General features: G+C 52.7%; 13 protein-coding genes. 5 read left to right on the top strand and 8 right to left on the bottom strand.

Annotated features, from left to right (window positions below; genetic code table 11):
- The first annotated feature begins 365 nt into the window (after nt 1-365).
- The 4 genes from CFU_RS19205 to CFU_RS19190 all read left to right on the top strand — a co-directional run bounded on the left by CFU_RS19205 (nt 366) and on the right by CFU_RS19190 (nt 4,512).
- A complete protein-coding gene (locus tag CFU_RS19205; RefSeq protein WP_050808657.1) occupies nt 366-1,406 on the top strand; it encodes a hypothetical protein in 1,041 nt (346 codons plus the stop codon).
- A 516-nt stretch (nt 1,407-1,922) separates the two neighbouring features.
- Nucleotides 1,923-2,543: a TetR/AcrR family transcriptional regulator gene (locus tag CFU_RS19200; protein WP_014007667.1), complete on the top strand. Its 621-nt coding sequence runs from the start codon at nt 1,923-1,925 to the stop codon at nt 2,541-2,543.
- Nucleotides 2,544-2,631: 88 nt separating this feature from the next.
- Nucleotides 2,632-3,486 (top strand): oxidoreductase, encoded by an 855-nt coding sequence (locus CFU_RS19195; RefSeq protein WP_014007666.1) that lies wholly within the window; start codon nt 2,632-2,634, stop codon nt 3,484-3,486.
- Nucleotides 3,487-3,510: 24 nt separating this feature from the next.
- Nucleotides 3,511-4,512, top strand: coding sequence for an NADP-dependent oxidoreductase (locus CFU_RS19190; protein ID WP_014007665.1), 1,002 nt, complete (start codon nt 3,511-3,513; stop codon nt 4,510-4,512).
- A gap of 174 nt (nt 4,513-4,686) precedes the next feature.
- Here the strand turns inward: CFU_RS19190 and CFU_RS24625 are convergent, their stop codons facing one another.
- From CFU_RS24625 to CFU_RS19175, 7 genes are all read right to left on the bottom strand, one after another.
- Nucleotides 4,687-5,412 (bottom strand): hypothetical protein, encoded by a 726-nt coding sequence (locus CFU_RS24625; RefSeq protein ID WP_014007664.1) that lies wholly within the window; start codon nt 5,410-5,412, stop codon nt 4,687-4,689.
- Between the two features lie 89 nt (nt 5,413-5,501).
- The gene (locus tag CFU_RS25595) at nt 5,502-5,807 is read right to left on the bottom strand and encodes a DUF4359 domain-containing protein (protein WP_190275178.1); all 306 of its coding nucleotides are present in this window, start codon (nt 5,805-5,807) and stop codon (nt 5,502-5,504) included.
- Nucleotides 5,808-5,939: 132 nt separating this feature from the next.
- Entirely contained in the window at nt 5,940-6,089 is a 150-nt protein-coding gene (locus CFU_RS25260; RefSeq protein WP_238531346.1) for a hypothetical protein, read from the bottom strand.
- A gap of 89 nt (nt 6,090-6,178) precedes the next feature.
- Nucleotides 6,179-6,712: a hypothetical protein gene (locus CFU_RS24620; protein WP_148264894.1), complete on the bottom strand. Its 534-nt coding sequence runs from the start codon at nt 6,710-6,712 to the stop codon at nt 6,179-6,181.
- On the bottom strand, nt 6,672-7,940 hold the full coding sequence (locus CFU_RS23465; RefSeq protein WP_014007663.1) for a PAAR domain-containing protein: 1,269 nt from the start codon (nt 7,938-7,940) through the stop codon (nt 6,672-6,674). The genes CFU_RS24620 and CFU_RS23465 overlap by 41 nt, the downstream gene beginning before the upstream one ends.
- 614 nt (nt 7,941-8,554) lie before the next feature.
- Nucleotides 8,555-9,169 carry an ATP phosphoribosyltransferase regulatory subunit gene (locus CFU_RS19180; protein WP_202946127.1) on the bottom strand — a complete coding sequence of 205 codons (615 nt, stop codon included), beginning with the start codon at nt 9,167-9,169 and terminating at the stop codon, nt 8,555-8,557.
- Nucleotides 9,170-9,424: 255 nt separating this feature from the next.
- Nucleotides 9,425-10,942 (bottom strand): PLP-dependent aminotransferase family protein, encoded by a 1,518-nt coding sequence (locus tag CFU_RS19175; RefSeq protein WP_014007661.1) that lies wholly within the window; start codon nt 10,940-10,942, stop codon nt 9,425-9,427.
- A gap of 141 nt (nt 10,943-11,083) precedes the next feature.
- Here CFU_RS19175 and CFU_RS19170 point away from each other — a divergent pair, with 141 nt between their 5' ends.
- Complete coding sequence (locus CFU_RS19170; RefSeq protein WP_014007660.1) at nt 11,084-11,722, top strand: FMN-binding negative transcriptional regulator; 639 nt, start codon at nt 11,084-11,086, stop codon at nt 11,720-11,722.
- 125 nt (nt 11,723-11,847) lie between these two features.
- Here CFU_RS19170 and CFU_RS19165 read toward each other — a convergent pair whose 3' ends face one another.
- Nucleotides 11,848-12,495, bottom strand: coding sequence for a hypothetical protein (locus tag CFU_RS19165; RefSeq protein WP_014007659.1), 648 nt, complete (start codon nt 12,493-12,495; stop codon nt 11,848-11,850).
- Between the last annotated feature and the right edge of the window lie 17 nt (nt 12,496-12,512).

Raw genomic sequence — 12,512 nt, 5'->3', positions numbered from 1 at the left:
CGCATATTTTCTCGGCTGGGGCATTGCGGCATAATTTTTTGGGATGACATCAAGCTGGCTCATCGATATTTGGCGACCCCAATTTACAGGCATCTTCACTCCCCCCCTATAAATTGTTGCCAATGGACAATTATTGGTGGCTGCTATACGATAAGACCTTGGTTAAAAATATAGAAAACAAGTGATGCCTGGTCTTGGCCGTCTTCGCAATCATTTTGCCGGATTGCGCATGTCGTTCCCATGCCGCATTTTTCGCCGACTTGTGGTCTCTCAGGCCCGAGCGGCAGCTCGCCGTAAAAGCCAGATGGCTTTTGTGCCGAACTTTTCATGTTGATGCGACATTCTCTTTAATATCAAAAAACATAATGAAATTACAGCAAATGTATTTGTCTTTCTTGGTGGCTTTTGGTCTAGTAATCTCAGTTCCAGGGCACTGCGATGAGCTATCAGAGCGGGCATCAATGAATAAATATGTGAAACTCATGATGCAAACACAAAACGTAACAGAGCTGGAGGCTCTCTCTTCTACTTACTTGAGTACCCAAGCAAGAACATCCAGCGGAATCTGGAAACTGACTGTGTTCAACACTGCCATTAGTCTGGCCTTCGACTCACGCCATAAGGGCCCGGCTTATTGGGCCTTGGCAGAGAAATGGGCCAGGAATTGGGTTGAACACTATCCTGAATCACCCGCCGCCCACATTGCATATGCACAGATGTTGCTCAATCACGGATGGAGTTTCCGGGGAACCGGCTATGCAAAGGATGTAGAGGCTCAGAATTGGGCGCCTTTCGCGGAGTACACTCAACAGGCGCGAACCTATCTTGAAACCCATAAAACAATTGCGGCGAAAGACCCGAGCTGGTACGAACTCATGGCGGTCGTTGCAAAACAGCAAAGCTGGCCAGAGCGTGAGTTCTCCAAGTTAATTAACGAAGGCTTGGAACGATATCCTGCCTTCTATCAAATTTACTTTGCCGCCATCGGATACTACGGACCGAAATGGGGAGGCAACGCAGAGTCGATCGAGAAGTTCGCGCAAGCAGCACTCAAGCGAACTCAGTCGTCTGAAGGGTTTGGCATGTATGCGCGCATTTATTGGGTGGCGTCGCAAACAAACTACGACGATAGATTGTTTTCCGATTCTCTTGTCGATTGGCCGGTGATGAAAAAAGGTATCGATGACGTATTGAAGAAGTATCCGGATAACTGGAATATCAATAACTTCGCGAGATTCGCTTGCCTGTCTGGCGACAAGAAAAAAACGGCAGAGTTAATCAGCCGCATGGATACTCCACCTTTGATGGCCGCATGGGATCAGATATCGGACTTCCAGCAATGCAAGGATTGGGCGTATGCCGAGCAAGCGACATCCGACAAATCGCTGCACACGGATACCCAGTGAACTGGCGCCGATGAACTCGGTATTCCGGCGGGTTAATTCCAATCTGGGTACAGTGCAATGGAATAGATAAACGGGGAAGTTGTCGACGCCCCCACTCTGTGAGAGGCGATGCGGAAGTCCGAGAATTGGTACCAAGGAATTTCGAAATTCTGGGACAGAACCCACTCTACCAAGAGAATTGCGGAACGATGGTTACGTACGAAGTGTGTCAATGAATGGTGCTTGTTCCATTTATCGAAAAATCCCTGTAGAAGTCGACGGTATGTTCTCTAAAGCTGTAAAAATATGTTTTCTTGCGTTCGCCAAATGCATCAATCAACTAGCGGTGATTCGGAAAATTTGATCGTAGGTTAAGTAGTGGTTTACCACGTAATGTCGACCAGAAAATAAACGACAAAAGCAACATCCGGATCTTGGCGATTCAAATATAGTGTGCAGGTCAGATCTTTGTAACGGCAACGAAGATTGTCAAAAAGAAAAATTATGTAGGGTGTGCACGCTTTCTGAAAATCATATATGATGATCGTCATGCCGATGAAATCAATCCATCCAAACGCCAAGCGTGCCACTCAGAGCCGCAAGGAAGCAACGCACGACCGTATCGTAGAGGTGGCCGCGCGCGCGATCCGGCGCAGCGGTTATGCCGGCACCGGGGTGGCGGATATCATGAAGGAAGCGGGGCTCACGCACGGCGGTTTTTACGCGCACTTCGCCTCGCGTGAGACGCTGCTGGCCGAGGCGGCCGACAGCGCCGGCGCTGATGCGGTGAGCATGTCGGCTGACATCGCCGCTGCCGCAGCGCCGGGGCAGTCCTTGCAGGCGGTGATGCGGGCCTACTTGTCGCAGCCGCACCTGGAAGACGTTGAGAATGGCTGTCCGGTGGCCGCGCTTGGCTCCGAGATGCATCGCCAGGCGCCGGAAGTGCGGCATGCGGCTACGCGTCACATCAAGGAGATGATCGATGTGGTGGCCCGCCAGCTGCCTGACTGGGGAACGCCCGGTGCGCACGAGCAGGCCATGTTCATGGTCAGTTCGATGGTCGGCACGATGGTGATGGCGCGCGCGGTCGACGATCCCAGGCTGTCCGCGGCGTTGCGCGAAGCGGCGCTCAAGCATTTTTCAGAGGTTGGCAAGTAAGGCCGGCTTGGCAGTCCATTTTCGGGCTTTTTTTTGACAAATAATATGATGATCGTCATATTAAATAGTTGCACTGAGAGGAAACACAATGAACAGCAAGATCGCAATCGTGACCGGAGCGTCATCGGGTATCGGCGAAGTCACCGCCGAGCAGCTCGCCAGGGCGGGTTACAAGGTGTACGGAACCAGCCGCCGCGGCGCGCAAGGGCAAAGCGGCAAGCGCGCATTCCAGATGCTGGCGCTGGATGTGACCAGCGACGAATCGGTAGCCGCCGCCGTCAACGAAGTGCTGCGACTTGAAGGGCGTATCGACCTGCTGGTCAACAACGCCGGTTTTGGCGTCGCGCCCGCCGCTGCCGAAGAAAGCTCGATCCGGCAGGCGCAGGCCATCTTCGACACGAACTTCTTCGGGACCGTGCGGATGATCCGCGCCGTCGTGCCGCACATGCGGCAGCGCGGCAGCGGGCGTATCATCAACATCAGCTCGGTATTGGGTTTTGTGCCGATGCCGTACATGGCGCTGTACTCGGCCACCAAGCACGCGGTGGAAGGCTATTCGGAATCGCTGGACCAAGAGCTACGCACCCAGGGCATCCGTGTTTCGCTGGTCGAACCGGCCTACATCAAGTCGGCGTTCGACGCCAACCAGCTGCAGCCTGACCAGGCGCTCGACGAGTATCGCGACCTGCGCGTGGGACTGGACTTACGCGTGAAGGAAGCGCTGGAAGGCGCGGATGGCCCGGCCGTGGTGGCCAAGACAGTGGTGCAGGTGGCGCTGGCGGCGACGCCGAAAGTACGCTACACCTCGGGTGCGCTGGCCGGCCGCCTGCGTTTCCTGCGCCGATTCGCGCCCGCCGGGCTGGTCGAAGCCGGCGTGCGCAAGGACTTGCGGCTTGACTCCCAGCCAGCGCTGCGCAAACTCACCACAGCTGTACCACAATAATTTACGATAAAACGGGAGAAGCACATGAAAGCCTACTTCATCAACAGCTACGGCAAATCGGATGTGCTCATCTCGGGCGATCGGCCCGAGCCGGTACTGCGCGACGATGACGTCCTGGTGCAGATTCACGCTGCCGGCGTCAATCCGGTGGACAATAAAATCCGAGACGGCGAATTCAAGCTGCTGTTGCCATATAAGATGCCGCTGATTCTGGGTTGCGACCTGGCTGGCACGATTGTGCGCGTCGGTGCGCGCGTGCGCCGTTTCAAGGTAGGAGATGAAGTCTATGCACGGGCGGACGACGACCGCATCGGCATGTTTGCCGAATTCATCGCAATCAGGGAAGATTCTCTGGCTCTCAAGCCGGTCAACCTGACGATGGAGGATGCCGCGTCGATTCCGCTGGTGGCGCTGACCGCATGGCAGACCCTGGTCGAAAAAGGTCAGCTGAAGAAGGGCCAGAAAGTGCTGATTCACGCCGGTTCGGGCGGTGTCGGCACGATTGCAATCCAACTGGCCAAGCATATCGGCGCCACGGTCGCCACCACCGCCAGCGCGGCCAACGCCGACATGTTGAAGGGCCTGGGCGCCGACATCGTCATCGATTACAAGAAGGACGATTTCTCTACCAAGCTGCAAAACTACGACCTGGTGCTCGACACGCAGGGTGGGGACACACTGAAGAAATCCCTGAACGTTCTCAAGCCAGGCGGCAAGCTGATCGGCATCGCCGGCCCGCCAGATCCCGATTTTGCCAGGCTGCGCGGCATGAACGGTGTTGTCAGGCTGGTGATGCGGCTGCTCAGTTACAGCATCCGGAAAGCGGCCAGGCGCAGCGGCGCCAGCTACTCTTTCCACTTCATGACGGCCAGCGGCCAGCAACTGAGCGAAATCACCAGGCTGATCGAAGCCGGCCACATCCGGCCGGTGGTCGACCGCATCTTCCCCTTCGAGGAAACCAAACAGGCTTTGGACTATGTAGAAACGGGGCGTACGAAAGGGAAGGTCGTTATCAAAGTGCGCTAGCGAGCACTCGGACGAAGTTGTCGAGCCATGTGATCGTCCCGGAGGAGGTGTTTCGGGAGAAATCACATGCAGCGGTTCGCTCTGCTTCCCGACTCCTCCGCAGGAGCACGGCTCGAAATTTGACCTGCCCATAGAAGCAGCAATACATCAATGGCAACCGATACTTCGCGGTCCCTATTTGCGCAATTTTCTACGACACAACTTGATATTTGTGCGAGCTGAATCCAGTATTCCCGAATAAGCTTCTGCATCTGCGGGCGGATAATCCTTAAGAGCTTCGTTGGTCGTCATGGCTGCGTCTTCGGCATATGGCTCCAGTGTATTTAAACAACCGGAGAAATTACCAAGATGGTACTGAGTGATAGCCAGATCATTTCTGATCGCCCCCAATTCATATCGATGCAAGGTTGTGCTGCAGCTGTTAAGAAGGGCTTCAATCGTTAAACGCGCATCTTGATATTTCTGACTGTCATACAGGTGCTTGAATTTATCTTCCGTTGCTTGTCGATCTTTGTCTTCGCATCCTCGAACAGGTTTTAGGTAGAGTCCGTCAAAGCTCGCGCGCATTCCGCAATACTCCCTGCATTCCTGCGGTGTTTGCGGAACGACATTTACGCCACGACTTGAAGGCTGAAAATCAATTAAGCACGGCTTCTCCTTTTCTGAGGACTCCAGCGTGGCTCTCCCGTTGCGGATTTCTCCTTCAAGCTGACAGCTATGTGCGTTAGCGCCAAACGCATGAATCTCAAAGACAATTCCTTCGGGATTTTTCTGTCGAATTGACAGATTTCCCCATCCGCCTTCGCTAATGTAGTTTCCGGTCGAAGGCATAACACCTTGTGTGAATCCGTGCGACGAAATGAACAATCCGATCACAAGCACAGTGGCATTTTTGTTCATGGTTTCACAAAAGCTGGATGAAAATAGTCGAAGGAAATATTGCGAATGAGAGTTTCGGAGTAAGTAGAATCGTCGCTGGCAGTAAATGGCTAGCTATGCGACTGTGAAATCTGAAAGAAATTACCAAGAATTCCTACAAATTTCAGATGTTGATTCCCGAGATTCGAGTCGTAAGTGCTAAACAGAACATAATTATTCCTCACGGTGCTGCTAGCTATGAAATTGCTAGCCACTCCTCCAAATAGCGTGCCCAGCGCCCGCGTTACATCATCCCGTTTATTGGCTTCCTGAGTGATTACTTGATGTATGTGCTGTTCATAGCTGTCTAGTTTAGGGTTTGTGAATGCCAACAGCCCTACAATCGACACTATTACGATGGTTGATGATAGTTTCATTCTTCGCATCTATCCGGTGTCGCTTCATTGATAAACGGGTATGCAGCGAAAGGAAAAACTGATGTGCCAATCACCCACGCAACGAATTGTTTCCACTCGTTGCTATTGCGATCTTTTGGTACGGATGGCATTTCAATTTTTGCGCAAATTTAATACTCTCTTCCAAAATGTCACCTCGAATAGAATACCTATTGCAAAGAGAATTGCTGCCCCCGATTCTAAACCGAGAATGTACATGGCTACTGCAGCCGTTAAGCATCCTAGAGTAATGAGATGTTTCATTGGCAGATCCTTCCTGTTTTGTTCGTGATTTACGACACAGCGGAATGCAAGTTTACCAACACAAGGATTATTTTCTTTCAACACGGTTCTCACTTGCTAAACCATCGCTTGAACAACGATGGTTTGTCGGTTTGGTTCAATGGTACTTCTGTGCATCCATCACCATTTTCGTTCCATTTTGTAAGAATTGGATTAGTTTGAGAATCTCGGCCTATGCAAAACGGAATCCCGTATCGTGCGCGGTCGCCAGTATCTATAATCCCTAAATATGGCAGTCCCTCACGCAGCGGAGCTGCTGGCTTGATAGTTTTGGCCGGCCCGGCAGCTTGTCCGTACCGAACGCAATTTTGGACAGTGGAAGGCTTTTCAACGTTTTCAGCCGTGCTGATTACCCAAACCATGCCTGCTGAACTGCCTTTGTTGATTTCCACGGTCAAGTTGTAGCCGCTCCAAGGTCTTTCTCCAAAATCTGAAAAAAAACACGGGGATCCATCTTTCAGAATCACTTGAGCCGGATGCTCGAAAGGCCCCGACATCGCCATTGCGCCCGACATAGCTGTGATTGTCAGCGCCAAGCCTAAGCTAGTCTTCAATATGAGTTGTTTTTGGAAGAGACGATGCATCTTTAGGATCTCTCAGGAAATTGATCAGTGAACGTGCGTAAAAATTCATATTTGCGACGTGCCGCGAATGGTCTCGGATTGAACCATCATCGTCAAGAAACATGCCATCAAAATAGTGTGAAACTAAATCTCCTTGCTGCTCCATATTGAAATCTGACATAGGCTTATCGAGATCAAGGCTAGGATTGTATTTATACGCTCGTGCGACATCTTGGCCGGCATCGTACTTATATCCGCCTTTTATTTGTATTTTGATGCCGCCCCATTTGACGCTGTACCCCAGTTGATACTGCCAAACGTGGGTCATTTCATGAATAAACCAGACCTTATCTGAATTTTTTCCCGCCGAATAATCTGGTTTGTAATAGTCACTTGGAAAATACATTTCGCCATTCGGCGTCATGGCATTATCACCGGCGCCTATCATGTAAGCGCCGTTGTGGACCTTGACCTTGGAATAATCTACGGAGTCGCGGAATATTTTTTTTGCCAGATCAATCTCTCCGGCCGTCAACGGGCGAACTTTTTCTTCCACTTTGTGTTCTGTCACGGATGAACCTAGAGCGTCGGCGTTGGTTTTTATGCCGCTCAATTTGACGTCGATGCTATTTACGCCGCCATCGCCAGAATTTTCAGCTTGCCGAGCGCAGCAAAATGCAACGTTGGGTTGCAAGTTGGCCTGGGTGATCGTGCGCGGCTCGGGCGTCGTCACTCGCTCTGTCTTACCATCGGCATCAGTTGTTCCGGTAACCTTGCTGCCGTCATCAAGCGTCAACGTGTATGCAGCACCAGCTAGCGCCGTCCCTGAACCGAGCAGGAATTTAATTTGCTCGTCATAACGTTTCGTTTCAGCCGCTGGTTGATTGTCCGCCATAGGTATGCCGGCGGCAGAGGCAGCGGCTGGGGGCGGCAGTATACCTTGAGACTCGGCTTGGTCGTCGTGGGTCATGGTTTGGTGGAGATTGGACACGAGCTTTGGATGGACAGGACAGCCGCAGATAACGATGTCGTTCTCCAAAGCTACTTCCCCCATGAAGTCCATCCTGCGTGGTCCGCCTGCCTTGGCGATGACTCCCACGCCTTTGCAGGCTAGGCAGGTTGCCTGCCCCCCGATAAGCGCAACCTTGTGGGCAGCATCGCCGACTGAAAAAGTTGAGTTCGCGTTAGGAAGAATCACACCGCTTGTCGTGGTTTTATCGCCTACAACGACAACCTTTCGCATCACCATAGGTATTCCCCAAATTGCTATTGAGTCAATTCACAGAGTACCGTTAAACAACAAAACATTGCAAGCTAATAAGATTACAAAAATTGCTGTAAGAGATCCGATGGCCGCCGCGCAATTGCTATTGGCCTAATTGGAGGGGCTTGTTGCAATTTCTTGGCCCCTATTTGAAAAAAAAGCCAAGAATACCTACAATTTCAGATGTTGATTTCCTGGTTCGAGTCGTAAGTGCTGAACAGAACATAATTATTTCTCACGGTGCTGTTCGCTATGAAACTGCTAGCCACTCCTCCAAATAACGTTCCCAGTGTCCGGCTTAAGTCATCCCGTTTATTGGCTTCCTGAGTGATTACTTGATGTATGTGTCGTTCATAGCTGTCTAGTTTAGGATTTGTGAATGCCAACAGCCCTACAATCGATAGCACTATGACGGTTGACGATAGTTTTCATTCTTCGCACCTAAACATTGTTTTCGAACAGTTTTGTAAAGCGAAATACCCAAAGCGACGTTATCGAAAATGTGGTGGATGCATCAAGCCGCCAACGGTTTGTTAAAGCAATCTGTAACTGCCAGGCCGTGATTTCATCACATTTACACAACCTGGCGAATGATGTCATCAGGTCAATTTTCCTTGGGCTTGCAACGCAAGGTATAGTCGGTCAAGGCCAATGCCGAAGCCAGCTCCTTCGCGATAAGCGCCGCCTCCCACTACTTGTTTTTGCGCCCCCAGTTCTGGACAACGGATCTCGAAACCTTCACCTTGCAGATAGTATGTCAGCCCACGTTTCGCCGCTATATCAATCTCGTATTCAAGTCCCAAAGAATCGAGGAATCCAACACACAAGTCCTGGCTCATTTCGAGACCGATTTCTGGTTGCCTCGTGAGAATCTCGAAACCGAGTTGTGTAAACTCTCGGTAACGACCGGCTTGCGGACGCTCATATCGATAGCATCTGGCGACATAGAAATATGTTGCTTCGTTTTTTTTGCCAAGCAGGTCTGTAACTCGCTCCTGAAAAAGCGCGGTAGCCTCTGGAATCAAACAGCATGGACGACCTTTTTTATCGTCGAATGCCCACATCTGTCCGAGGACTTCACTTCCTCTTGCCTTCTCAATAAATGTATCTTGTCCCCACAATGCAGGAACGATTACTTCTTGCCCGCGAGCCTCAATGAAGAAAGCTCCGAAAGGTTGCTTCAATGCTGCGCAGCGCGGCGGCTTCTTGTCCAACGATAAATCTGGTTCCTCGAATCATGGTCATGATGGTTTCCTTGGCTGGTTTTTAGCGGACAATAAAAAAGGCGCCATCGGCGCCTTTGATCTGGTTTGACTCACTCCTGATGCACTTATCGCTGAAGAGTGGCCTTATGGATGTAACAGATCCCGGCGCAAAAAATTGACCGATGATGGTGTTTGGCGAGCTGGGTTTTTGTACATTCCATTTTTTGATAATGGCACGATACATCTCGCTCTGTCAACGCGCGGTTAAGAAGTAGTCTGCATGTGCGGCGTAGTCTTTCTCATCGACAGGATGATTGAGGCAAGGATCCGGACTGCTGCCTCCATCTGTTTATTGCTGAACCCACCTAAACCGAGGACGAGTCCGGGGCGGCCATTGCCCTCCGAATACATTGGAGACACTGCACGCACAGCGACTCCAGCTTCTACGGCGCGTGACGCTAGCAGGACGTCGTCGATGCCGTGCGATAGCCAAAGCACCAGGTGCATGCCCTGGTCGCTTGGCTGCAGCCATCCAAGATCCTTCGGGATCCATCGCTCGAGCATGCCTACCAGCTGGCTTCGCCGGTCAGCGTATACGCCGCGAATGCGTCGAATGTGCCGATCCAGATGACCTTCGGTAATGAAGGCGGCGAGGACGTGCTGGTCGGCGCTTGGCGTATGCCGGTCCATCAGTACACGCGCACCGCAGAAGGCGGGTACCAAAGCTTCGGGAACGATGGCGTAGCCAAGGCGCAGCGACGGAAACAGGATCTTGCTGAAGGTGCCAAGGTAGACGACGCGATCCGGTGCGAGCCCCTGCAGTGACGGAAACGGATGGCCGGCATAGCGCAGTTCGCTGTCGTAGTCGTCCTCTACGATCCACGCACCGTTCTTCCTTGCCCAAGCCAGTAATGCATTCCGGCGCCCCATGCTCATCGGCATTCCCAACGGATATTGATGCGAAGGCGTGACGAACGCCGCACGCGCGTCTTTTGCCATTGCCACCCCTGCGTCGACGTCGATGCCGGCATCGTCAACTGGAACGCGCACCATGCGATCCTGCCGTCCTGTGCTTTCGAGAATTCCCGTAATGCCCCGATAGGCGGGGTCTTCCACCCAGGCGACGTCGGTGGCGCCCAGCAGCACCTGGCAGGCGACGTACAACCCTTGCTGGGTCCCCGTCGTGATGATGACTTGTGCAGCGTCGCACTGCACCGAGCGCGACCTCCGCACATACTCCGCCACGGCTTCGCGCAAGGCCTTGACACCCTGAGGATCGTCATAGCCCGAGGGCGCGCCTGGTCCGCGGGCGCGGATGCGGTTGCCAAGCCGTCGCCACGCTGCATCGGGTGCTGCCGGACCGGTGGGAATGGAAACGGCAAAGGGCACCGGTGGGAGCGGCTTAAATTGCTCCGCGACTTTGGCGAAGGCGGCCGCAGGCGCCGGGAGTGAAGTGGGCGTCGCGTGTGTCGCCGGCTTTTGCGAACCGCCAGCAACTGGCCGCGATTGGGCCAACGCGGAAGCGACCCGCGTGCCCGCCCTGGGTTGCGCATCGAAAAATCCCTCGGCGATCAGTTGTTCGTACGCCTCCATGACCGTGCCGCGCGCAATATCGAGCGCGCCGGCTAGCTGACGGGTTGACGGCAGAAGATCGCCAGGTTTCAAGCTGCCAATACGTATTGCCTCGCGCAAAGCGTGCGTCAATTGGCGGCCAAGATGCCCGCTGGTTCGGTCCAAGCCGCTGATGGGCGGCAAATCAACAGCCTGAGGGCGTCGTGGCATACGATTCTGGCCTGCTGAAATTGATGAATTGTGGACCTATATAGTAATCCAGAAAATAGCCATAATCCAGATCGGATAATCAGCCAGTACCGCCTGCAAAGGCATAAGCGTTTCAATCAGGATTAAACCGGGAGAACTGACATGTATGTACCCACCCATTTCGATGAGCCTCGTACAGAAGTGCTGCATGACCTCATCAAGCAACACCCCTTTGGAATACTGTTCACGCATGGCGCGAGTGGACTGGATGCCAACCATATTCCTTTCGAACTCGATCCCCAGCGCGGCGGGATGGGTGTATTGAATGCCCATGTGGCGCGCGCCAATCCGGTGTGGAAGGACGTATCTGACGGCGATGAGGTGCTGGTGGTCTTTCGGGTCGCCGATGCGTATGTTTCGCCCAATTGGTATCCGTCCAAGCACGAGTTCCACAAACAGGTACCCACTTGGAATTACATGGTGGCCCATGCCTACGGACGTATCGCCATCCGCGACGACGAGCGCTTCGTGCGCAGCGTGGTTGCCCGCCTGACCCGAACCCATGAAGCGTCGCAGCCGGCGCCATGGAAGATGACGGACAGCGCCAAGGAGGACATTGACGCGATGCTCAAGGCTATCGTGGGCCTGGAGATTGAAATCACGCGCCTGGTCGGCAAGTCAAAACTGAGCCAGAACAAAGAAGTGCGTGATATCCGCGGCGTCGGCGAGGCGCTCAAGACCCAAGGTGACCATATGATTGGCGACGCCATGCTGGCTTGTGCTGATGCCAAGCCGGCATGAATTTTCTGTCTATTTACAATTAGAACCCACGAGCCGGCGGACGCAGGCCCTCGCCTGAAAGTCACCAATACCCCGTCATTTCATGACCATCTTCGATCGAGAGCCATGACTTGTTCGATAGCAACCTATCTGCTTTTACCAATATATACAGGGAAATACATTGGCGTCGCGGTACATGAAGTTTGAGATGGCAATAGATCAACAGGAAGGGGTTCCAGTTTTCCGCGCAATGCCGGAAAGTTTTTATCTAGATACGCTTGCGCGGCTTCGATGTTCTGGCCGTAACGCACTTCCACCTTTTGACCGACGAATTGGTACGCAACATCGCCCAAATAAATAACCTTGCCCTTTGGTACTGCAAAAACCATGGTTTTGACATTGCCACAGGGCTTGAAGTTGGCACCCTGAAGCACCGAGCTGCTGTCTTTGACAACGCGCACGTTAGTTATCGCCAGTACATCGCCTGCCGACGACTTTCCGATGACATAACCGTCCTTGGCTGCTGCGTAGACAGCTGCGGATCTAAATATATTTTGATGAAATACGCCGTCTTTTATTGAGCCAGGAAATAATGAGACTCGATAGTTATCTGGAGTCACGCCCATAATAAAAATCGATTCGTTGTCCGTCGGCGCTGGTGTGGTGCCATCCAGTAGCCCCACTGAGGTACATCCGTTTAACAACACCAGCAAACCAGCGACTAATCCCGCTCTCTTCATTGTTTGTCCTTTTATGATTTCGTCCCAGATGTTCAGGCCCTTTGCGACGCACATCGTGGAAGCGCCATCGC

This window comes from Collimonas fungivorans Ter331, assembly GCF_000221045.1.
In the GTDB taxonomy this organism is placed as follows: Bacteria; Pseudomonadota; Gammaproteobacteria; order Burkholderiales; family Burkholderiaceae_D; genus Collimonas; species Collimonas fungivorans_A.
The sequence above is the reverse complement of the archived record's forward strand: the minus strand, read 5'-3'. Positions and strand labels throughout refer to the sequence as shown.